This is a genomic window from Bradyrhizobium huanghuaihaiense, from assembly GCF_025200885.1.
Lineage (GTDB): Bacteria > Pseudomonadota > Alphaproteobacteria > Rhizobiales > Xanthobacteraceae > Bradyrhizobium > Bradyrhizobium huanghuaihaiense.
The window spans coordinates 2,279,081-2,301,407 of record NZ_CP104172.1 but is presented as its reverse complement, the minus strand read 5'-3'; the positions used below and the strand labels follow the sequence as shown (position 1 = coordinate 2,301,407).

22 protein-coding genes are annotated in these 22,327 nt (G+C 65.4%); 7 read left to right on the top strand and 15 right to left on the bottom strand.

Features of this window, described 5'->3' with window-relative positions; genetic code table 11:
• The first annotated feature begins 238 nt into the window (after nt 1–238).
• Complete coding sequence (locus N2603_RS10910) at nt 239–667, top strand: universal stress protein (protein WP_260388723.1); 429 nt, start codon at nt 239–241, stop codon at nt 665–667.
• 14 nt (nt 668–681) lie between these two features.
• Entirely contained in the window at nt 682–1,134 is a 453-nt protein-coding gene (locus N2603_RS10905; RefSeq protein WP_260388722.1) for a universal stress protein, read from the top strand.
• A gap of 89 nt (nt 1,135–1,223) precedes the next feature.
• Here N2603_RS10905 and N2603_RS10900 read toward each other — a convergent pair whose 3' ends face one another.
• Nucleotides 1,224–2,720 (bottom strand): carboxylesterase family protein, encoded by a 1,497-nt coding sequence (locus tag N2603_RS10900; protein ID WP_260388721.1) that lies wholly within the window; start codon nt 2,718–2,720, stop codon nt 1,224–1,226.
• A gap of 19 nt (nt 2,721–2,739) precedes the next feature.
• Nucleotides 2,740–4,080 (bottom strand): MFS transporter, encoded by a 1,341-nt coding sequence (locus tag N2603_RS10895; protein WP_260388720.1) that lies wholly within the window; start codon nt 4,078–4,080, stop codon nt 2,740–2,742.
• Nucleotides 4,081–4,286: 206 nt separating this feature from the next.
• Between N2603_RS10895 and N2603_RS10890 the strand changes: the two genes are divergently transcribed.
• The gene (locus N2603_RS10890; RefSeq protein ID WP_260388719.1) at nt 4,287–4,934 is read left to right on the top strand and encodes a TetR/AcrR family transcriptional regulator; all 648 of its coding nucleotides are present in this window, start codon (nt 4,287–4,289) and stop codon (nt 4,932–4,934) included.
• 83 nt (nt 4,935–5,017) lie between these two features.
• Here the strand turns inward: N2603_RS10890 and N2603_RS10885 are convergent, their stop codons facing one another.
• The 6 genes from N2603_RS10885 to N2603_RS10860 all read right to left on the bottom strand — a co-directional run bounded on the left by N2603_RS10885 (nt 5,018) and on the right by N2603_RS10860 (nt 10,906).
• Nucleotides 5,018–5,803, bottom strand: coding sequence for an ABC transporter permease (locus N2603_RS10885; RefSeq protein WP_018641191.1), 786 nt, complete (start codon nt 5,801–5,803; stop codon nt 5,018–5,020).
• On the bottom strand, nt 5,800–6,612 hold the full coding sequence (locus N2603_RS10880; RefSeq protein WP_260424180.1) for an ABC transporter permease: 813 nt from the start codon (nt 6,610–6,612) through the stop codon (nt 5,800–5,802). The genes N2603_RS10885 and N2603_RS10880 overlap by 4 nt, the downstream gene beginning before the upstream one ends.
• A gap of 69 nt (nt 6,613–6,681) precedes the next feature.
• On the bottom strand, nt 6,682–7,728 hold the full coding sequence (locus N2603_RS10875; RefSeq protein ID WP_260388718.1) for an ABC transporter substrate-binding protein: 1,047 nt from the start codon (nt 7,726–7,728) through the stop codon (nt 6,682–6,684).
• Between the two features lie 21 nt (nt 7,729–7,749).
• Nucleotides 7,750–9,057 (bottom strand): NAD(P)/FAD-dependent oxidoreductase, encoded by a 1,308-nt coding sequence (locus tag N2603_RS10870; protein ID WP_260388717.1) that lies wholly within the window; start codon nt 9,055–9,057, stop codon nt 7,750–7,752.
• A gap of 14 nt (nt 9,058–9,071) precedes the next feature.
• On the bottom strand, nt 9,072–9,788 hold the full coding sequence (locus tag N2603_RS10865) for an HAD family hydrolase (protein ID WP_260388716.1): 717 nt from the start codon (nt 9,786–9,788) through the stop codon (nt 9,072–9,074).
• A gap of 35 nt (nt 9,789–9,823) precedes the next feature.
• Nucleotides 9,824–10,906: an ABC transporter ATP-binding protein gene (locus N2603_RS10860; RefSeq protein WP_260388715.1), complete on the bottom strand. Its 1,083-nt coding sequence runs from the start codon at nt 10,904–10,906 to the stop codon at nt 9,824–9,826.
• Between the two features lie 211 nt (nt 10,907–11,117).
• Between N2603_RS10860 and N2603_RS10855 the strand changes: the two genes are divergently transcribed.
• Nucleotides 11,118–12,056, top strand: coding sequence for a LysR family transcriptional regulator (locus N2603_RS10855; protein ID WP_260388714.1), 939 nt, complete (start codon nt 11,118–11,120; stop codon nt 12,054–12,056).
• Nucleotides 12,057–12,161: 105 nt separating this feature from the next.
• Here the strand turns inward: N2603_RS10855 and uxuA are convergent, their stop codons facing one another.
• From uxuA to N2603_RS10825, 6 genes are all read right to left on the bottom strand, one after another.
• Nucleotides 12,162–13,352, bottom strand: coding sequence for a mannonate dehydratase (uxuA, locus tag N2603_RS10850; RefSeq protein WP_260388713.1), 1,191 nt, complete (start codon nt 13,350–13,352; stop codon nt 12,162–12,164).
• 13 nt (nt 13,353–13,365) lie between these two features.
• Complete coding sequence (locus N2603_RS10845) at nt 13,366–14,415, bottom strand: L-idonate 5-dehydrogenase (RefSeq protein WP_260388712.1); 1,050 nt, start codon at nt 14,413–14,415, stop codon at nt 13,366–13,368.
• Complete coding sequence (locus N2603_RS10840) at nt 14,412–15,818, bottom strand: TRAP transporter large permease (protein WP_260388711.1); 1,407 nt, start codon at nt 15,816–15,818, stop codon at nt 14,412–14,414. Before N2603_RS10840 ends, N2603_RS10845 begins: the two co-directional genes overlap by 4 nt.
• A gap of 4 nt (nt 15,819–15,822) precedes the next feature.
• Complete coding sequence (locus N2603_RS10835; protein WP_260388710.1) at nt 15,823–16,401, bottom strand: TRAP transporter small permease; 579 nt, start codon at nt 16,399–16,401, stop codon at nt 15,823–15,825.
• Between the two features lie 125 nt (nt 16,402–16,526).
• Nucleotides 16,527–17,486: a sialic acid TRAP transporter substrate-binding protein SiaP gene (locus N2603_RS10830; protein WP_260424179.1), complete on the bottom strand. Its 960-nt coding sequence runs from the start codon at nt 17,484–17,486 to the stop codon at nt 16,527–16,529.
• An 89-nt stretch (nt 17,487–17,575) separates the two neighbouring features.
• Nucleotides 17,576–18,400, bottom strand: a complete 825-nt coding sequence (locus tag N2603_RS10825; RefSeq protein ID WP_260388709.1) for a FadR/GntR family transcriptional regulator — start codon at nt 18,398–18,400, stop codon at nt 17,576–17,578.
• 144 nt (nt 18,401–18,544) lie between these two features.
• On the opposite strand from N2603_RS10825, the gene N2603_RS10820 reads away from it, so the two are divergent.
• A complete protein-coding gene (locus N2603_RS10820) occupies nt 18,545–20,014 on the top strand; it encodes a mannitol dehydrogenase family protein (protein ID WP_260388708.1) in 1,470 nt (489 codons plus the stop codon).
• Nucleotides 20,015–20,124: 110 nt separating this feature from the next.
• Nucleotides 20,125–20,532 carry a nuclear transport factor 2 family protein gene (locus tag N2603_RS10815; protein ID WP_018641213.1) on the top strand — a complete coding sequence of 136 codons (408 nt, stop codon included), beginning with the start codon at nt 20,125–20,127 and terminating at the stop codon, nt 20,530–20,532.
• 67 nt (nt 20,533–20,599) lie between these two features.
• On the opposite strand, the gene N2603_RS10810 is transcribed toward N2603_RS10815, so the two are convergent.
• Nucleotides 20,600–21,316, bottom strand: coding sequence for an HAD family hydrolase (locus N2603_RS10810; RefSeq protein WP_260388707.1), 717 nt, complete (start codon nt 21,314–21,316; stop codon nt 20,600–20,602).
• A 145-nt stretch (nt 21,317–21,461) separates the two neighbouring features.
• Here N2603_RS10810 and N2603_RS10805 point away from each other — a divergent pair, with 145 nt between their 5' ends.
• Nucleotides 21,462–22,310, top strand: a complete 849-nt coding sequence (locus tag N2603_RS10805) for an SDR family oxidoreductase (protein ID WP_260388706.1) — start codon at nt 21,462–21,464, stop codon at nt 22,308–22,310.
• Nucleotides 22,311–22,327 lie beyond the last annotated feature (17 nt).

Sequence of the window (22,327 nt, the reverse complement as noted above, 5' to 3'; positions counted from 1 at the left end):
CCGCCCTCATCCTGAGGGCCCGCCATCGGCGGGCGTCTCGAAGGATGGGCCGCAGGCAAGCTGCCCGCCACGTTTTTCTTCCTATGCGATCGCCCTACCGAGGTTGTGCCAATTGCGGACATCCTGATCGCGGTACAGTGAACCAACAGGTTGATTTACCTCAAGACTGCAGTCGGAACGCGAGCTAGCTTATCTTCGTAAAGGCAAGCGATACGTCCGGACAATCGGGAGGTAGAGCATGTACCGGCACATTCTCATTCCGACAGATGGGTCTCAGCTAGCGGAGCGCGGGGTGGCGCACGGATTGGCACTGGCGAAATCCCTTGGAGCCACCGTATCCTTCATCTTCGTTGTGGAACCATTCTCCGAAGTCTCAGGCCGGTTCCTCGAAGCAGTCGCAACATATGCCGAGTTGCGCAAGGAACAGGCCGCGAGCGTATTGGAGGGCGCGGCAAAAGCGGCCAGGACGGCCGGCGTTTCCTGCGAGACGATTCAAGCGGAGAGCGGGCAACCCCATCAGGCCATCATCGCAGCAGCCACGGACAAGGGCTGCGATCTCATCGTCATGTCGTCGCATGGGCGCAGCGGACTAGCCGCGCTTCTCATCGGGAGCGTGACGAACAAGGTGCTGACGCACGCACAGACCCCCGTCCTGGTCTGCCCATGAATGTGAGCCCCAAAATGTACACCCGGATTCTCTTAAGCACGGACGGATCGGACGTCGCAAGAAACGGCATCAAGCATGGGATTGCTTTGGCAAAGGCCTTGAAGGCCAAGGTGACGGTCATCGCCGTGACGGAATCACTGCCGATCGACTACGGGAGCGGACACGCCTCGGGATGGATACCGTCACAGCAGGAAATCGATAGCTTCGACGCGGCCTGCAAGGAGCGTGCGGGCAAACTCCTCGACGAAGCGCGCGCCATGGCAGAGCAAGCCGGGTTATCCGCAGAACTGTTGCACGTTCCGAATGCGCACCCGGCCACCGCGATTATCGAAACAGCAAAGTCGGGAGGCTGCGACTTGATCGTCATGGGCTCTCATGGGCGCCGCGGTCTCAAGAAGTTATTTTTGGGGAGTCAAACGTCGGAGGTCTTGGCCGACGGAAGCGTGCCGGTATTGGTCATACACTAACGAGCGGAAACGATAGCACAGGCTTGGTGAAAGCCGGCTTCCAGCCCGCGGAGCCAAGTCACGCCGCCCGGCCTTCTTGTTCGATAGGCTCATCCCGCCTCCCTGATTTTCTTCTTGTCGTTGTCGCCCGCGCTCAGCTCCGCCCACAGGCTGGAACGCACGCCCTCATTGAGCGGCACAACATGGAACGGCTGGCCGAAGACGGCGAGCGCTTCGTGAGGCGGCTCGAACCGCGGCCAGGCTTCCGCAACATCGGGCACACCTGATGTGACAAAGCGCAGCAAGCTCGCCTGAAACCGCGCCGCGACGTCGATGTCGGCAGGCGTCATCGGTCCGCCCTTGCGCTTCAGGATCGGGCGATCGATGAAATCAGGCAGATGCGCCCAGAGGCACGCGTTGTCCGCGCCGTGGGTCGGCCCCTGCGACAGGAACGGCTCCAGCGCCGGGCGATGGTCGAACCGGCTCAGCCACACCGCGCCGCCGGCCGCGGCATGAAGCCGCGCGAGGTCGGCCAATGGTCGGTGCCAGAACGCATCCGACAGCAGCGCCTCGTACGGATCCTCGTCGGGACGCGCCGTGGCGCGGTAGTAGGACAGCAGGCGTCCCCAGCCGGCATCGCCCAATGCCATACGCACCTGACGCTCGGTGGTGCGGATCATTGCGGCGGGCGGCGTGCTCTTCAGGAACATCACCATCTCGTCGCGGCAGGAGCCGAGCCAGAGCGGAATGTCGCGCAAAGTCCCGTCGGCGAAGACGTCCCGCGGCTCGCGCGCGATCACGATGCCATCGAGCACCGGGCCGAATACGGTCCCCGATTCCGTTTCATCCGCGAGCCTGCGGCCGACCCGCTCCACCGCCGCGAAGAGCTCTGGCAACGGCACGCTCGCGATCTCAGCTGGATCGCCTGCCAGCGCGAGCTCATCGAGCACACGGCGCGCGATCTCGTCAGCGTGATCGGCGCTCATGATGTTGCGCCCGGGCGCGCTCAGCGCGAGGGCGCGGATGAACTTGCCCCTCGCCTGCGGCAGGGTTGCGAGCGCAATGACCATGGAAGCGCCTGCCGACTGGCCGGAGAGCGTAATCGCATTCGGATCGCCGCCGAAATTCGCGATGTTGGCGTGCACCCAGTCGAGCGCGGCGAGCGCGTCCTGGAGCGCGAGGTTGTTCGCCTCGCCCAGGCCGTGACGATGCAGTTGCAGGAAGCCGAGCGGGCCGAGCCGGTAGTTGATGGTGACGATCACCGCCGGGCCATGCTTGGCGAGGAAGCCGCCGTCATAATCGGCGCCGCCGCCGGTGACGAAGGCGCCGCCGTGAATGAAAACCAGCACCGGCAGCGGCCGATCCACCCCTGCCGGCGCCCAGATGTTCAAGCTGAGACAGGACTCCTCCGCCTGGTCGAGATGTCCGGGCTGCGGCGCATAAGCGCCGTAGTCCGTACAGCGGCGCGGCTCCGTCCACGCAGGCGGCCGCGTTGCCTTGGCAAAGCGTCGCGCGGTCGCGAACGGCACACCCTTGAAGGCACGCACGGCCTCCTGCTCGGCCCCGACGACGGGGCCACTCGTGGTCGGAACTGCATTTGTCAGCATGCGACGCCCTGCCCTTCGCTCAACCGCGGCGCTTGCCGAGATCGGCGATGTCGACGGTGTGGGTTTCGCGCGCGGTCGCAGCAGCCGCCGCCGAGATCACGCAGCAGCAGGCGACGAAGATCGCGACGGGAATCCACCCCTGAGGCCCCTCCCCGACGAGGCTTGCGCTCACCAGCGGCGTGAAACCTGCGGCGAGGAAGCCGAGCTGGGTGCCGATCGCGGTGCCGGAATAGCGCACGCGCGCCTCGAACATCTCCGCGTAGAACGACGGCCAGATCGCGTTCGGCGCGGCATAGACCACGCCGGACAGGATCATTGCAGCGGCGAAGATCGCGATCGTGTTGCCCGACGTCACCAGCATGAAATAGGGGAACAGCAGCACGGCGCAGCCGAGCACGCCGCCGATGAACACCGGCTTGCGGCCGATCTTGTCCGCGAGCAGGGCCCACAGCGGCTGGGTGATCAGCGCGGTGACGTTGCCGAGCACGCCGGCCCACAGCATGGTCGGACGCGCGACGCCGAACTTGGTGGTGGCATAGCCGAGGGCGAACACGGCGGTCATGGTGCTGACGGTGGCGATCAGCGCGCAGACGATGACGCGAAGCACATCGGGCCAGTAGTCGCGCAGCAGCGTGACGACGGGGAAGCGGGCCACTTTCGCCTTGTCCTTGATGTCCTCGAAAACAGGCGTTTCCGGCATGGTCCGCCGCACCAGATAGGCGACGAGCAGCACGAGCGCGGAGAGCAGGAACGGGATGCGCCAGCCCCAGCTCAAGAGCTGGTCTTCCGGCAGGCTCGACACCGGGATGAACACCAGCGTCGCCAGGATCGCGCCGGCCTGGGTGCCGCTCAGCGTCCAGCTCGTGAAGAAGGCGCGGTTGGAATTGGCGGAATGCTCCAGCGTCAGCGAGTTCGCCCCGCTCTGCTCGCCGGCGGCCGAGAGGCCCTGCAACAAGCGTAGCAGCGTGAGGATGACGGGAGCGGCATTGCCGATCGATTTCGCGTCGGGCAACAGGCCGATCGCGAGCGTCGAGCCGCCCATCAGCACCAGCGTGAACAGTAGCACCGTCTTGCGGCCGATGCGGTCGCCGAAATGGCCGAGGATGACCGCACCGACGGGCCGCGCGATATAGCCGATGCCGAAGCTCAGCAGCGCGAGCAGCGTTGCTGTGCCGGGATCGACATTGGCGAAGAACACCTTTGGAAATATCAGCGCCGCCGCGGTCCCGTAGATGAAGAAGTCGTAGTATTCGAGCATGCTGCCGACGAAGCTTACGAGCGCGGCGCGCTTGGGCAGCTTGTTTTGCGTGGCTTCCGCGCTGGATGATGCGTGCAGCGGCGCGGTTGACGTCAACGTCATGAAATTCCTCCCGTGTGTCCCGTGCGGTGCTCACCAGGGCGTCCGCCCCGCGCGCATTTTGTGGTTCTGGTTGCCGCAACCCTTGGTCTCAATTCATAATGTACGAACTAGTACGTTTATGCAATACGCGTTGGATCACGGCCGGGACGGACGAAATTTGCCTTCACCTTCAAGGTGATCCGTGGAAACTGGCGGGAGAAACAGCAATGCTCGAGCGCATGCCGCCCCCATCGAAGCGCACCAACGACCCCGAGCGCACCAAGCGCGACATCCTCGAAGTGGCGATGGCCGAATTCGCCTCGGAGGGCTATTCCGGCGCCCGCGTCGATGCGATCGCGGCGCGGACGCGCACGTCCAAGCGCATGATCTATTACTATTTCGGCGGCAAGGAGCAGCTCTATCTCGCGGTGCTGGAGGAGGCCTATCGCAGCATCCGCGCGCTGGAGGACCAACTCGACATCGAAAGCTGCGACGCCCGCGAGGGCTTGCGCCGGCTGATCGAGGCGACCTTCGACCACGACGAGCGCAACCCCAACTTCATCCGCCTCGTCTCAATCGAGAACATCCACCACGGCAAGCATCTGAAGCAGAATTTGCAGCTGCGCCAGCTCAACGCCAGCGTGATCGCGACCCTCGACGGCATCCTCAAGCGCGGCCGCACCGAGGGCGTCTTCCGCGATGACGTCGACGCCATCGACCTGCACCTCGCCATCTCCTCTTACTGCTTCTTCCGCGTCGCCAACCGCCACACCTTCGGCGCCCTGTTCGACCGCGACCTCAGCGAGCCGAAGGTACTGGCGAAGAGCCGGACACAGATCGTGGAGATGATTTTGGCTTGGCTGGGGGCGAAGTGAGAGACCCGTAGCCCGGATGAGCGAAGCGATATCCGGGACAAATGGCCCCGCATGTCGCTTCGCTCATGCGGGCTACGGCAACCTCACCCACTCCTCTTCTGCCGCGTGCTCGCCAGCAGCACCAGCATGAAGGACGCCGCCGTCATCAGCGTCGAGATCGCGGCGATGGTCGGGTCGATCTCGTCGCGGAGTGCGGTGAACATGCGCTTGGTCAGCGGCTGATACTGGCCGCCGGAGATGAACAGCGCGACGATGGTCTCGTCCATCGCCGAGATGAAGGCGAAGATGCCGCCGGCGACCACGCTGGACTTGATCTGCGGCAGCGTCACCGCGAAGAAGCTGCGCAGGCGGTTCATGCCGAGGCTGCGCGCCACCATCTCCTGGGCGGGATCGAAGCTCTGCAGGCCGGCCAGCACGGAGATGACGACATAGGGCAGGCCCAGCATCACGTTCGCCAGCACGAGGCCGGGCATGGTCGCGACCAGGCCGACCTTGGCATAGACGAAGAAGATGCCGACCGCGGTGATGATGATCGGCACCACCAGCGGCAGCAGCAGCGCCATGTGGATCAGCCGCATGATCCGCAGCTTCGACTGGCTGATGGCGTAGGCAGCGGCCACGCCGAACGGGGTCGCGATCACCACGGTCAGCAGCGCGACCGTCAGCGTCACCCGCGTCGCCTGCATCCAGGCGGCGTTCGAGAAATATTGCTCGTACCAGCGTAGCGAGAAGGACGGCGGCGGGAAGGTCAGGAAGCGCGCGCTGGAAAACGAGATCGGCGCGATGATCAGCACGGGCAGGATCAGGTAGACCAGCACCAGCGCGCTGATCACGTAGAGGGCCATTCGGGCGGGCGAGGCGCGCATCATTTCTGCCCCAGCACGCGATCGAGCGAGATGAAGCGGCTGACGACGAAGAAGATCGCGAGCACGCTGAGGAGCAGCACCACGGCAACCGCGCTCGCAGCTCCAAACTGGTTGTAGAGCTCGACATTGCGGCTCACCAGCATCGACACCATCACGGTGCGGCCGCCGCCGAGCAGCTCCGGCGTGATGTAGAAGCCGAGGCAGAGCACGAACACCATGGTGCAGCCGGCGAGCACGCCCGGCAGCGACAACGGCAGGAACACGCGCATGAAGGTCAGCGACGGGCTCGCGCCCAGGCTGGCGCCGGCCTGCATGAGATCGTTCGGAATCTTCTGCATCGTCGCATAGAGCGGCAGCACCATGAACGGCAGCAGGATGTGCACGGTGGCGACCACCGTACCGAAGGTATTGTGGACCAGAGCGAGCGGCTCGGAGATGACGTCGAGATAGCGCAAAAACTGATTGATCACGCCGGTGCGCTGCAGCAGCGCCAGCCAGGCATAGGCGCGCACCAGCACGCTGGTCCAGAACGGCAGCACGACCAGCGACAGGATCAGGATGCTCCACCCCTTCGGCACCGAATTGGCGAGATAGGCCACGGGATAGCCGAGCAGCAGCGCGATCAACGTCACCGCAAGGCTGATCTCGAAGGTCAGCGCAAAGCTGCGCCAGTAGACGTCTTCGGTGAAGACGCGGCGATAATTCTCCAGCGTGAAGCCGTCATGATAGATCGACTGCCAGGCGAGCCAGCCGACCGGCAGCACGATCAGGGCCAGGATCACCAGCAGCGCCGGCGACACCAATGCCAGCATCAGGCCGTGCTCGCGGCGCTGATGCTTCTGGGAGGGATCTGGCACGGATGTCGTCAACGCTGCCTCGCCTTACTTCTGCATGAAGGACGCCCAGCGCTTCTCGGCGGCCTCGCCGGCCGGCGAGGACCACCAGGCGTAGGACATCAGCGCCTGCTTCGCCGCATTGGCCGGCTCGCTCGGCAATTGCGCGGCGCGCTCGGGCTTGATCACGCCCGTCTCGAACGCCTTCGGATTGCCCGGACCGTAGTCGATGTGCAGCGGCAGATTGGCCTGGTGCACGGGATCGACGGCCTCGTTGAGGAACTTCACGGCCGTTTCCAGATTCGGCGCGCCCTTGAGAATGCAGAGCGAGGTGCTCTGCAGGATGCCCTGGTTGTAGGTGAAGGCGACTTTGGCGCCTTCCTTGGCGACGGCGCTGACGCGGCCGTTCCAGGCCATCTCCATGTCGACTTCGCCGTCATTGAGCAGCTGCGCCGACTGCGCGCCCGAGGTCCACCACACCGTGATGTGCGGCTTGATCTCTTCCAGCTTCTTGAAGGCGCGGTCGACGTCGAGCGGATAAAGCTTGTCGGGTGCGACGCCGTCGGCCATCAGCGCCGCCTCGAGCGTGGCGAACGGGTGGTTGCGCAGCGCGCGGCGGCCGGGGAATTTCTTGACGTCCCAGAAATCGGCCCAGCTGTTCGGCGCGTCCTTCGGGAAGGTCTTCTGGCTGTAGGACAGCACGCTGGAATAGAACTCGTAGGACACCGAATAGGGACTGCGATAGGCCTCCGGCATCGCCGCGCCGTTCGGAATCTTCGAGAAGTCGAGCTTCTCGATCAGCCCCTGCTCGCCGCCGCGCAGGCAGTTGCCGGTCGGCGTGTCGACGACATCCCAGATCGGCTTGCCGCTGCCGACCTGCGTCTTGATCGCGGGCCAGGCGTCGGGAATGGAGTCCTGGTTGATGGTGATGCCGAGCTTCTTGGCGGAGGGATCGAGGATCGCCACCGTCTGCGCCTGCTGATAGGCGCCGCCCTGCGAGACGAAGGTGATCTGCTCGGCGGCATCAGCCGCACTGGTCAATCCGATTGCGCCCAGCAGCGCGCAGCCCAGTCCGAAATTGCGCTTCATATTCATCCTCACCTCCTCCAAATGATCTCACCGACCGATTGCATCGAGAAACTGGTACCAGCCGGCGACCATGCGCACGGCGGGCTCGCGCAGCGGATAGAACGGTATAGCCTTCATGCGTCGCGCATCGAGCAGGCCCATGTCGGGCGTCTCGCCGCGCACGAAGGCGGCGAGATACCGGCCCATCAGGCTCGACATCGCAACGCCCGCGCCGTTGTAGCCGACCGAGAACAGCGTGCGGTCGTCGAGCCGACCGATATGCGGCACCGAATCCAGCGTCATCGCGACGAGGCCCGACCATTTGTATGCGACCGGAACGTCGGCGAGATCGGGGAAGATGCCGACCATCGCCTTGCGCAACGCGTCGAACGCGGCTTGCGAATCCTGCTTGCCGAAGGCGCCGCGGCCGCCAAAGATCACGCGGCTGTCGACCATGCGGAACCAGCGCATCATGCGCTTGGTCTCGGTGTAGGTGCGCCCCGTCGGCATCAGTTTTCCCGCGAGATTGCCGGGGAGCCGCTCGGTTGCGACCATGGCGCTGCGGAACGGGATCAGCGTGCGCTGCAGATGCGCGGTCGCGCCGGTCAGATCCGAATAGCTGTTGGTGGCGATGATCGCCTGTTTTGCGCGCACTGCGCCTTGCGGCGTCTCGGCGACGATGCCGCCGTTCTCGCGCCGCAACCGCACGACCGGCGACTGCTGGAAGATGGGCACGCCGCGGCGCGCCACGCCGTCGGCGAGACCGCGCAGATAGTTCAGCGGGTGAATGCCGCCCGAACCGGGATTGAGCACGCCGCCGACGAAGGTGTCGGAGCCGGTCTCATCGCGCACGCCGTTCTTGTCGAGAACGCGCACCTCGGCCGAGCCCATCTCGCGCGTCATCCAGTTGGCTTCGTCGATCGCGGCCTTCAGCGTCGTCTCGTTATGCGCGGCCTTGACCTGGCCGGTGCGGGTGAGGTTCGCGCTGGTGATACCGAATTCGGAGACGAGCTCCTCGACCATGTCGGTCGATTCATGCGCGATCTCGTACATGCGGCGCGCCATGGCGCGGCCATGCACGGCGTCGATCTCGCGGAACGACAAGCGGAACTTTGCGGTGATCACCCCGCCATTGCGCCCGCTCGCGCCCCAGCCGGGACGGTTGGCCTCGAGCACGACGGGGCTGAGCCCGCTCTTGGCGATGTGATGCGCGGCGGAGAGGCCGGTGTAGCCGGCGCCGATGATCACGACATCGGTCTGTTGCTCGCCCGACAGCACGGGATAGTCGCGCGCCGGCTCCGCCGTGGCTTCCCACAGCGAATTGACCGATGGCAGCGCGCGCCAGTCCCGTGTCATGCCACAGCTCCCCGTTACGCCGCCGGACCGATCGCCGCATCCGCGAGCGCCTTCAGCGTCGGGAAATGGAAGTCCGGCTTGGTCAACGTTTCAACCGCAGGCGTACCGCCGAAACCGGCGATACCCTGGCGGCGCTCGATCCAGCACACCTTGTAGCCGAGCTTCCGCGCGATCCCGATGTCGTGATACTGGCTCTGCGCGACGTGCAGGATGTCGGACTGCTTGTAGCCGAAGGCGGACTGACGACCCTTGTTGTAGGCGAAGAACTCCGGATTGGGTTTTGCAACGCCGGTGTCGTCGGCGCAGACGGTGTCGTCGAAGGGATTGCCCAGCGCATGCGCGTAGCACGAGAGCGCGACGCGATCGGCATTGGTCATCGCGACCAAGCGGAACTTCGTGCGCAGCCGCTTGAGCGCCTCAACGGAATCGGGGAACGGGCCCCAGCGCAGCACAGCAAGCTGGAACACGTCGCAGGAGGCGTCATCCGCCGGCAGGCCGAGCTCCTTGGCGAGATAGCGGTAGACGTGAAACATCACCTCGCTCGAGCGCTCATAATGCTCGTCGCGGCCGCGCTTGTAGGATTCGAAGATCTTGTCGTCGCTGAGCTCGGCCGGCGTCTTGCCCGAGATCCTGCGCACCGCGGAGAGCACGCCGGTCTCGAAGTCGATCAAGGTGCCGACGACGTCGAAAGTGAGAACCTTGAAGTTGCTGAACGCGGCTTGGGTCGACATGTGGTTTCTTCTCTCCGGTTGGACGCGGCTTGAATTCAGTCCCCCACCCGGGGCACCACGATGGTGTCCTCGGGGTGGAGCGTGACGGTGAGGCTGCCGCCGAGCGGCGGAATGCGGTGATAGGCTTGGTGGTAGCTCGGCTGGCGCAGGCTGAGCGCGATGCCGTCGGCGAGCGCGAGGAAAATGCGCAGGCTCTCGCCCTGGTAGACGATGTCGGTGACGGTCCCGGTCAGCCGGTTGCAGGCGGCATCCTGCGCCCCGTCGTCGATCAGCAGCTTCTCGCTGTGCACGGCCAGCATCAGCGCGTCGCCATCAGGGATCGCACGCGCGCTGCGCAGCAAGGCATTGCCGAGAGAGACGCTGGAGGCATCGACGCGGCGGACCGGCAGCATCGTCGCCTCGCCGATGAAGCTGGCGACGAAGGAATCGGCGGGATGATCGTGCAGCCGCGCCGGCTCGTCGATCTGGACCAGCCGGCCGTCCTTCATGACGGCGACGCGGTCGCTCATGGTCAGCGCCTCGCGCTGGTCGTGGGTGACATAGATGATGGTGGCACCGATGCGCCTGTGCAGCGCGCGCAGCTCGATCTGCATGGATTCGCGCAGCTGCTTGTCGAGCGCGGAAAGCGGCTCGTCCATCAGGATCAGGCGCGGCTCGAAGATCATGGCACGCGCCAGCGCCACGCGCTGGCGCTGGCCGCCGGAGAGCTGCGCGATGCCGCGCTCCTCATAGCCGGCGAGGCCGACCATGCTGAGTGCCGCGCGCACCTTGTCCGGCCAGGAGGATTTCGGCAGGCGCCGCGCACGCAGCGGAAAGGCGACGTTCTCGCCGACGCTCATATGCGGAAACAGCGCGTAGTTCTGGAACACCACGCCGATGTCGCGCTTGTGCGGCGGCATCCAGGTGACGTCGCGGCCGCCGAAGAGAATCGTGCCTGACGTCGGCAGGATGAAGCCGCCCAAAATGCCGAGCAGCGTGGTTTTGCCGGAGCCGGAGGGGCCGAGCAGCGAGACGAATTCACCGGCGCCGACATTGAGCGAAACGTCGTCGAGGGCGCGAACGGCGCCATAGGCCTTGCTGGCGGACCTGATCTCGACGCTTTCCGCTCGCTTGTCCAACGATCGACCTCGCCATGTCCCTTAGCCGCCGTGCCTCACTGCACGCCATAAGCCTGCTTTATAGACAGGGGTTTGGAGCATTCACCGCCGAAGCGTGCGCTGCACCAAATCTTCTCTCGAAGGCCCTGTCTTTAGGCTGTCATCCTAATGACACCAGACTTGCCAAAACTCGGCAATTGCCAAATTCTCACCGCGCCCATAACATGACGTTATGCCCGAGCTCCGCCGCATGCTGCCGTCCAGTAACGCCCTGTTCGTCTTCGACGCAGCGGCGCGCAATGGCAGCTTCACCGCGGCGGCCGCCGAATTGAACGTGACGCAGCCGGCGGTGAGCCGGATGCTCGGCCAATTCGAGGAGCATCTCGGCGTTCGCCTGTTCGATCGCAAGGCGGGCCGCGCGGTGCTCACCGAGGAAGGCGAGCTCTTGTATCGCCGCGTGCTCGAAGGCTTCCGCAGCATCGAGAGCGGGCTCGTCGAGATCGAGCGGCGCCGCAAGGGCACCGAGACGGTGACGCTGTCGGTCTCCTCCGCCTTCACCACGCACTGGCTGATGCCGCGCATCGACAAGCTGCAGAAGCAGTTTCCGCAAGTCGACCTGCGCTTCCAGCTCATCTCCGGCGCGCTGCGCGGGCCGGTGGAGAATGTCGATCTCGGCATGCGCTTCCGCGATCGCGAGGAGCCCTCGTCCGGCGGCACGCTGATCATGAAGGAAGTGATGCTGCCGATGTGCAGCCCCGGCTATCTCGGCGAGACCGATCCGACTGAAGGCAACACCATCATCCGCCTCGCCGAGACGCCGGGCGACTGGGCTGCGGATTACGCATCACTTCTCACCGGGCGCCGCGGCGCGGCCAAGGCGCTCAGCTTCACCGATTATGCCGTCGTGGTGCAGGCCGCGCTGCTCGGCCAGGGCATCGCGCTGGGCTGGCTGACGGTCGCCTCGCACTGGCTGCTCACCGGCGCGCTGGTGCCAGCCTCCGACACGCTCACCACCACGCGCCGCATCTGCGAATTCCTGCCGCCGCGCAACCGCTTGATGCGCCCGATCGCCGCCGAGATCCGCGACTGGATCATCGCCCAGATGAAAAGCGAGATCGCCGCGATCGACCGACTCTATCCGAAGCTCGGCGCGATGGACGCGTGTTATTGAGCTTCCTCTCTCTCCACGTCATTGCGAGCGCAGCGAAGCAATCCAGAATCCCTCCGAGGAGACAGTCTGGATTGCTTCGCTCCGCTCGCAATGACGATGTGGATACTACCGATGCTCAATCGCCCTGATGGCGCCACGCAACTCCGCGAGGCCGCGCAGGCGGCCGATCGCGGTGTAGCCGGGATTGGTGCGCTTGGTGGCGGCGAGATCGTCGAGCATGCGGTGGCCGTGGTCGGGGCGGAACACGATCCTCTTGTCCGGCGAACGTCGCGCGTTCTCCTTCAGCAGCGCCTTGAGCACCGCGACCATGTCGACGTCGCCGTCGAGATGATCGGACTCGTAGAACGACAGGCCATCCGCCTCGCGCTTGGTCGCGCGCAGATGGGCGAACGCAATGCGCGGGCCGAAGCGTTCGGCCATTTCGGGCAGATTGTTCTCGGCGCGCACGCCGAGCGAGCCCGTGCACAGGCAGATGCCGTTGGCCTTCGACGGCACGGCATCGAACAGCGCCTGATAGTCGTCGGCGCTGGAGGCAATGCGCGGCAGGCCGAACAGCGGCCGCGGCGGATCGTCCGGATGCAGCGTCAGGGAGACGCCGAGCTGCTCGGCGACCGGCGTGACACGCGCGAGGAATTCCGCGAGGTGCTGCCGCAGGATTTTCGGCGTGATGTCGCGGTAGGTCTCGAGCCGGTCGCGGAATTGCGGGATCGTCATCGGCTCCGTGGTCGAGCCCGGCAGCGCGCTGGCGATGACCATGACGAGATAGTCGATGTCGGCCTGGCTCATCTGCTCGAACAGCTCTTTCGCGCGCGCCTGCTGCTCGGGCGAATATTCCTGCACGGCCGCCGGGCGCTTCAGGATATGCAGCTCGAAGGCGGCAAAGCGATCCTGGTCGAAGCGCATGGCGCGGGCGCCGTTGGGAAGCTCCCATTCGAGGTCGGTGCGGCACCAGTCGACGACAGGCATGAAATTGTAGCAGATGATCTTGATGCCGGAGGCGGCGACCGCCTCCAGGCTTGCGATCCACGCCTCGATCGACTTCGTCGCCTTTCCGCCGAGACGCTTGACGTCGTCGGGGATCGGGATCGACTCCACCACCGACCAGGTCAGCTTTGAGCGGCCAGGCTGGCCGTTCTCGATAAAATTCTTGCGCTCCTCGACCGCCTTGCGCGTCCAGGCCTCGCCGATCGGCACCTGATGCAGCGCCGAGACGATATCGCTCGCCCCGGCCTGCCTGACGTCATCGAGCGAGACGGGATCATCGGGCCCGTACCAGCGCCATCCCTCCAGCATCATGCGCGTTCTCCAATCAGTTCGCGGTCAGCACGACCTTGACGCTCTGCGAGCGGTCGAGCGCCAGCCGCAGCGCGTCCGGCGCGGTCGACAGCGGCCGCTCGGCGGTGACCAGCGACAGCACGTCGACGCTGCCGTTGCCGATCAGTTCCACCGCGGTCATGAACTCGAAGCCGAAGCGGAACGAGCCGCGCAGGTCGATCTCCTTGGCCATCACGGCGTTCGACGGCGTCGGGATCTGGCCGCCCGGCAGATTACCGATCTGCACCACGACGCCGCCGCGCCTGACGATGCCGATCGCGCTGGCAAGGCCCGCGGCCGTACCCGAGACCTCGAAGGCGACGTCATAGGGACGCGCCGCGGCTTGTGCTTTCAAGCCTTCCTCGCCGGCGGAGACATTCTCGACATGCGAGGCGCCGAGCTTGGTCGCAAAAGCCAGCGGCGCCGGCGCGATGTCGGCCACCGTGACGTCGGCCATGCCGGCGCGGTGCGCGGCGAGCATGGTCAGAAGCCCGATCGGGCCGGCCCCGAAGATGATGCCGCGCTTGCCCTCGATATTGCCGGCGCGCGCGACCGCGTGCAGGCAGACCGAGAGCGGCTCGGCGAGCGCCGCGGCCTGGTAGGAGACGTGGTCCGGAATCTTCACGCACTGCGCCGGGATCGCATCGAAGTAATTGGCGAAGCCGCCCTGCATGTGCGGCGTCTTCGAGGCCGAGCCCATGAAGTAGATGTTCTCGCACAGGTTCGGCCGGCCCTCGCGGCAGGCGACGCAATGGCCGCACCAGCGCGACGGGTTGACGGCAACGCGGTCGCCGATCTTCAGGTTGGCGGCGGCGCCGGAGATCTCGACCACCTCGCCCGAGATCTCATGGCCGAGCACCAGCGGCGACTTCACCACGAAGTCGCCGGTGCGGGCATGGCGGAAGTAGTGCATGTCCGAGCCGCAGATGCCGCCGGCACCGAAGCGGATACGCACCATGCCCTGGCTAAGCTTGTCGAGCGGATGCTCGATCATGCGCAGGTCTTCGGGGCCGAACAGGGTTGCGGCGAGAGCGGTCGAGGTCATTTGGAGAGTCCCATGTATTTAGGCAGCCAGAGGGTCAGTTCGGGAATGTAGGTGATCGCGATCAGTGCGAGCATCAGCGGCACCAGCCAGGGCAGGATGGCGACCGTCGTGCGTTCGACCGAGAGCTTTGCGACGCGGGCGAGCACGAACAGCACCATGCCGAGCGGCGGATGCAGCAGGCCGATCATCAGGTTCAGCGTCATGATCAGGCCGAAATGGATCGGATCGATGCCGAGCTTGAGCACGATCGGCAGCAGGATCGGCACCAGGATGGTGATCGCCGCCGTGGTGTCGATGAAGCAGCCGACGAACAGGATCAGCACGTTGGCGAGCGCCAGGAACACCCATTTGTTGTGGGTGATGCTGAGCATCCAGTCCGACAGCATCTGGGCCGCCTGCGACACCGTCAGCAGCCAGGCGAAGATCGAGGCTGCGGTCACGATGAACAGCACCGAGGCCGTGGTCTCGATGGTGTCGAAGGTCGCCTTGGCGACGGTCCGGAATGTCATGGTCCGGTAGCGGACGAGGCCCAGGAACAGCGACCAGATCACCGCGGCGACGGCGGCTTCGGTCGGCGTGAACCAGCCGAGCGTCATGCCGCCGATCAGGATCACCGGCGCCATCAGCGCCATCACCGCCGAGAAGTCGAAGTACCAGTCGATAATGAGCAGCGTGCCGAGACCGATGACGACCGCCATGTTGACCGAGAGGCCGGCGAGCACCATCAGCCAGATCGCCATCGGGAACGACAGCACGATGACGATCTCGAGACCGGCCGAGCCAAGCTGCGGCCACGAGAACGGCGTGTCGCTGCCCCATTTGTTCTTGTGCGCGAAGTAGGTGACGGTCGCCATCATGAACAGCGTCAGGACGACGCCGGGAATGACGCCGCCCAGGAACAGTGCGCCGATCGAGACGTTCGCCATCATGCCGTAGATCACGAAGGGCAGCGACGGCGGAATGATGGGGCCGAGCGTTGCGGACGCCGCGGTGACGCCGACCGAGAATTCGGTGGAGTAGCCGTGGTCCTTCATCGCCTTGATCTCGATGGTGCCCAGGCCGGCGGCGTCCGCGATCGCAGTGCCGGACATGCCGGAGAAGATCACCGAGCCGATGATGTTGACGTGGCCGAGGCCGCCGCGCATCCAGCCGACCAACGCGACGGCGAATTTGTAGATGCGGCCGGTGACGCCGGCGATGTTCATGAGATTGCCGGCCAGGATGAAGAACGGCACGGCGAGCAGCGGAAAGCTCTCGACGCCGGCGATCATGCGCTGCGCCAGCGTGACATCAGGGGTCACGCCGCTGACCAGGATATAGAGCAGCGACGACGCGGCCATGGAAATCGCCACGGGAACGCCGAGCAGCATCAGGATGAGAAAGCCTCCAAGCAACAGCAGCATGTCGTTACCCTTCAAAACCGTCGTAGGCGCCGGGACGTTCGAGGATCGAATAGCCCTGTCGCAGATGTTGCAGCGCCACTTGCACGGAGCGCACGAACATCAGCACGAAGCCGGCCAGCACGGCGTAATAGACGTAATCCTTGGGAAGATTGATTGTGGTCATAGACTCATCGCCGATGATCTGGATGTAGACCCAGACCAGCTTGATGGCGTAGCCGAAGAAGGCGATCCGGATCAGGTCGATGATGGTCGACAGCACGCGCGCGACGGCATGCGGCAGATAGCGGTAGACCAGGTCGACCTGGATATGCCGCGACAGCCGCACGCACATCGAGGCGCCGATGAAGACCACGCCGATCAGGCAGTAGGTCGCGATCTCCTCGGTCCAGGCATAGCTGTCGTTGAGCACGTAGCGGGTGAAGAACTGGAGGAAGACGGCCAGCGCCATCACCCAGAAGATCGCCAGCGCCACCCAGTCCTCGAAAGCATAGACGCCAAGATCGACCTTGGGCGTCGCCTCCTCCTCGAAGGTGTTGGCGATCTCGTCCGCGGTGATCTGCCGGTGTATTTCGGCGGTCGACATGGGTGTGCTCCTCAAAACTCGCTCACGTGATTTGCTCGCGTCATTCCGGGGCGGCTCGAAGAGCCGAACCCGGAATCTCGAGGTTCCGGGTTCTCGCTTCGCGAGCCCCGGAACGACGGCGCTGCTTATTTCACGTCCTGGATCTTCTCCCAGTCGGCCTTGCGATAGCCAAACGTCTCGAACGCAACGTTCTTCAGCACGGTGTCGCGGAACTCGTTCTTGTCGACCTCGGTCACGGTCAGGCCCTTCTCCTTGAAGAAGGCGACCAGCTTGGCCTCGTTCTGCTTGATCTCCGCGGTCGCTTTCGCAGCGGCCTCCTGCGCGACGTCGGTGAAGATCTTCTTGTCCTCGTCGGAGAGCTTCTTCCAGAGCGCCCCCGCCACCACCGTGTTGAGGTGGTCGACGATATGGCCGGTCAGCACGATGTGCTTCTGCACTTCGTAGAACTTCTTGGCCTCGATCGTGGTCAGCGGGTTCTCCTGGGCCTCGACGGTACCGTTCTGGAGCGCGAGATAGACTTCGGCGAAGGCAATCGGCGCGGTGTTGGCGCCGCAGGCGCGCGGCATGGCGAGGTAGGCCGGCACGTCGGGCACGCGCATCTTCAGGCCCTTGAGGTCGGCGCAGCTCTTGATCGGCTTGTTCGAGGAGGTCTGGCGCACGCCGTAATAGGTCACGGCGACGATGTGGTGGCCGCTCTTGTCCTCATAGCCCTTGGCGAGTTCCTTGAAGATGTCGCTCTTGGTGTAGGCGAGGAGATGGTCCGAGTCGCGGAAGGTGTAGGGATAATAGGTCACGCCGATCGGCGCGAAGCTCTTGGCCGCGAAGCTCGAGCCGGAGATGATGATGTCGACCGAGCCGAGCGAGAGGCCCTGGTTGATGTCGGCTTCCTTGCCGAGCTGCGAGGCCGGATAGACGTCGACCGTGTAGCGCCCGTTGGTGCGCTTGCCGATCTCCTGCGCGGCCCAGACCGAAGCGGTGTGGAACGGCTCCGAGGTCTCGTAGACATGGGCCCATTTGAGCTTGGTCTGCGCCATGCCGGCATGGGTGGTGGCAAGCATCGCCGCGGCGGAGACCGCGAGCATCATCGTCATCTTCTTCAACACTGACTTTTCCTCCATCGTTAAAGTCTGCTTCTTGTTCGCCCGCATCTTGAGCGGATGCGGGCCGCCCAATCTCATCGCCGTCGCGCGCTGCTTCTCTTGGCGCGTTCTTTGGCCTGCTTCTTCGAGGCCCGCTCTGGTTTTGCCGGCTTTGTCGCCGATCGCGCCGTCCGGCTCCGGGCCGGCGACGATCCGGCCGCGGTCTCGGCGCCAAAATTCTGGGCGAAGCGCTCCTGGGAACGCGCCAGATGATCGCGCATCGCCTTGCGTGCGGCGTCCGGATCATGCGCCACGATCGCGTCGCGCACGGCGCGATGCTCGTCGAGCGCGGTGCGCCACGTGCCCGGACTCTCGAAATAATGCGCGAGCTGCGCGAAATAGGGATTGAGACGCTGGTCGAACAGCTCGCCGACCACGCGCACCAGAACGGCATTGCCGAGACTTCCGGCGATCGCGACATGGAACGCGCGATCGTGCACCATCGAGGCTTCGCCGGGATGCTCGACGTTCTCCATCGCGACGAGCGACGCATCGATGCGGGCGATATCGTCCTTCGTCGCGACGCGCGCGGCCTGTTCGGCAATGGCGCTTTCCAGGAATTCGCGGGCGCGCAGCAGCTCGAACGGCCCCTCGATGACAGCAGCGGCTGCGGGCGCCGCAACGGCGGCAGGCTCGATCACATAGATGCCGGACCCGACGCGGATGCGGAGGCGGCCTTCGACCTCGAGCGCGATCAGGGCTTCGCGCACCGTCGGCCGCGACACCTTGAGCTGCTCGGCCAGCTCGCGCTCGGTCGGCAAGCGGCTGCCGACCGCGTACTCGCCGCTGTCGATCAGGCTCCGCAATTGATCGGCGACCTGGCGATAAAGCCGTCTCGCCTCCACAGCTTCCAGCGGCACGCTGGTCCTCCCGGAAGGGTCGCGCGAGGCTGTTCAGACCCGCGGCCCGCCAATTTTTGGAAAATTGGTCTTACCAATTGACCGGAGCATTGACCGAGGACGGGCGCCATGTCAAGCAGCGGCAAAGCAATGGGGGAGACGTCCATGCGCCTTGGCAGCGCCAATCTCGACTGCTTGCCGCCGGCCATCCGCCGCCCGGCCTACGACCGCTCGCGCGTCACGCCCGGCATCGTGCATCTCGGCCTCGGGGCCTTTCATCGCGCGCATCAGGCCGTCGTCGTCGACGATTGCCTCGCTAGCGGCGCCATGTCCTGGGGCATTGTCGGTGCGAGCCTGCGCAGCCCGGATACGCGCGACGCCCTCGCCCCTCAGGATCATCTCTATACTGTTGCCGTACGCGCCGCCGAAGGCACCGAGCACCGCGTCATCGGCGCCCTGCTCGACAGCGTCGTCGCGCGCGAGAAGCCGGCAGCACTGGTCGAGCGGATGGCCGACCCCGCCATCCGCATCGTCTCGCTGACCGTCACCGAGAAGGGCTATTGCCACACGCCGCAGACCGGCGATCTCGACGAGCGGCATCCTGACGTCGTGCACGACCTCAACAATTTTGACGCGCCGCGCTCGGCGCCCGGCTTCATCGTGGCTGCGCTGGCGCGCCGGCGCGCACAGGGACTAGCACCCTTCACCGTGCTGTGCTGCGACAACCTCGCCGCCAACGGCCACACCGTACAGCGGATCGTGACGCAGTTTGCCGCGCTCCGCTCGAAGGATCTCGGTAAGTGGATCGCGGATGCGGCCGCCTTTCCCTGCACCATGGTCGACCGCATCGTGCCGGAGACGACGGACGCCGACCGCGACGCGGTCTCGAACGCGCTGGGTTTTCGCGACGCCTGGCCGGTCATGACCGAGCCGTTCACGCAATGGGTGGTCGAGGACCGCTTCACCGCGGGCCGGCCCGACCTTGCCGCCGCCGGCGTCGAGCTCGTCACCGACGTCAAGCCGTTCGAGCTGATGAAGCTGCGGCTGCTCAACGCCAGCCATTCCGCGCTCGCCTATCTCGGCTATCTCGGCGGCTACGAGACCATCGCCGACACCATGCGGGATCCGCACTTCGCGCGCCTCGCCGCGCGGGTGATGGAAGAGGCCGCGGTGACGCTGACGATGCCATCAGGTACGGATCTCGCTGCCTACCGCGCCTCGCTGCTCAAGCGCTTCGCCAACCCTGCTTTGCATCATCGCACCTGGCAGATCGCGATGGACGGCTCACAAAAGCTGCCGCAGCGCCTGCTCGGCGCGATGCAGGATCGCCTTGCGAGGGGCCTGCCGATCGCAACACACGCGCTCGCGGTCGCCGGCTGGATGCGCTACGTCACCGCGCTGGACGAGCAAGGCCGCGCCATCGACGTGCGCGACCCCCTCGCCGCCGAGTTCGCAGGCATCGCGCGCGAGGCTGGTCCCGTAGCCGAACGGCTCGCGCCGGCCCTGCTCGGGGTCGAGAAGGTGTTCGGACCGCTGGGCACCGAGCCGCGCCTGCGCGAGGCCGTCACCGCGGCGCTCGGCCGTCTCTATCGGGATGGCGCGCGACGGGCGGTGGAGACGCTGGTTTCGGCCTGATCACAAAGCAGGCAGCGGCCTCCCCAATGCTGCACTGCGGTCAAAATCGAACGCAAAATCAAACGCAAGTCGCGCTTGATTTTTGCCTGTCATTGCCGCACCCGAGAGGCATGGCAAAGGACAGCAAGGTCATCGCCGCGAACGCGGCCTTCTATGCCGCCTTCTCCACCGGCGACGTCGCGGGCATGGAGCGGATGTGGGCGGACGACGACGGCATTTCCTGCATCCATCCCGGCTGGCCGGCCATCATCGGGCGCGCCACGGTGATCGGAAGCTGGCGTGACATCCTGCAAAACCCGCAGCGGCCGCAGATCGTCTGCGCCGAGCCGCAGGCCATCGTCGACGGCGACAGCGCCCGCGTGCTCTGCATCGAGATCGTCGACGGTACCGCTTTGGCGGCTGCCAACCATTTTCGGCGCGTCGGCGACGGCTGGCGCCTGGTGCATCACCAGTCGAGCCCGATCGCCCAGATTGTCGAGCAGGCTGAGGACGATAGAACGAGCCGCCGCGTCCACTGAACGGGGTGAGCACGCGGGCGTGACCTACTGTGCATGGGGTTGTTTTCCGACTTTTTTGTTGGCGGCCTCATCCAAGCCCCGCCAGATCGTCCAGCACCACCCGCGCCGCGCTGAAGTCGTCATCCCCGAAGAACATGCTGCGGGTGATGAGAACCGGAATTCCGGCCCGTGAGGCCGCAATCAGGCCGTTGGCTGAATCCTCGATCGCAACACAATCGGAGGCATCGAGCTTCAGCCGCGCCAGAATCTCGAGATAGACGTCCGGCGCCGGTTTCTTGTGCCTGACATCATCGCCGGCGACGATGGCATCGAAGTCCGCGGCCCAACGCGTTCCCAGCGCCTGCGACAGCAGCGCATCGATGTTGCCGTGCGAGGTCGTGGTCGCGATCGCGAGCCGCTGACCGCGCGCCTTCGCCGCAGCGAGCAGTTCCGCCACGCCCGGCCGCAACGGGCAGCAGCCGGTCTCGACCAGCTCGGCGTAATGCGCGGTCTTGATGCGGTGAAGCTCCGCAATGTCTGCATCCGACAATGCCTGGGCAATGCCCAGCCTCGCGTGGTAGGCGCGCATGCGCTCCTTGCCGCCCGTCACCCGCAGCAGATCCTTGTAGACGGAGCGGTCCCATTGCCAGTCGAGACCGGCGCGGGCAAAGGCGTGGTTGAAGGCCAGCCGATGCAGTTCCTCGGTCTCGGCCAGCGTGCCGTCGACATCGAAGATCAGCGCGGCCGCGTGCCGGATCAGCTCGGCCGCATCCACCGGCGCCAGAGCGAACGCTTCTGCCTGCATGATCGATGCCTCCCTGTGCCAGGCGAGCATCGCCCGGGCTGCCGGGCGAGACAAATCGCAATATCTTTTGCCGGACCCAAAAATCTCTTATGAGCGACTGGCGCGCAGCTGGCGCGACGGGAACTCGGACCTGCACGGGAGACGCATGCGGCTCTTCATCCTCGGCCTCGGCTACAGTGCCCGGCATTTCGCCCGCAAATTTGGCGGCAGCTTCTCGCATGTCGCCGGCACCGTGCGCGATCCCGGCGAGCGAACCGACCTGCCGGATATCGAGGTGCATGCCTTTTCCGGCAGCCGCCCCGCGGACGCGACGCTCGAACGTATCAGCGAGGCCGATGTTGTTCTGGTGTCGATCCCGCCCGGCAGCAATGGCGATCCCGCCATCGCGGCGTTTGGCGGCGTGCTGGCGGGGCGTCACCGCAAGATCATCTATCTCTCGACCATCGGCGTGTATGGCGATCATGGCGGCGCGTGGGTGGACGAAGGCACGCCACCGCAGGCCGCCTTCGAGCGCACGCGCCTGCGGCTCGCGGCCGAGCAGGCCTGGACCGATAGCGGGTACGGCAATGTCGCAATCCTGCGGCTTGCCGGCATCTATGGTCCCGGCCGCAACGCGCTGGTGACGCTGCGAACCGGCACGGCCCGGCGCATCATCAAGCCGGGGCAGGTCTTCAACCGCATCCACGTCGACGACATCGCGAGCGCGATCATGGCCGCCATTGAGCACGGGCGCGGCGACACCTTCAACGTCTGCGACGACGAGCCCACGCCGCCGCAGGACGTGATCGCCTATGCCGCGCAGCTCATGGGCGTTGCGCCGCCGCCGGAAGAGGCGTTCGAGACGGCCGAGATGTCGGCGATGGCGCGCAGCTTCTATGCCAGCAGCGCCCGCGTCTCCAATGCGAAATTGAAGCGCGAGCTCGGCGTCAAATTGGCTTATCCGACCTATCGCCAGGCGCTGGATGCGTTGTGGCGCGCAGGCGAAGGACGATAGGTTCCGCTACATCCGGC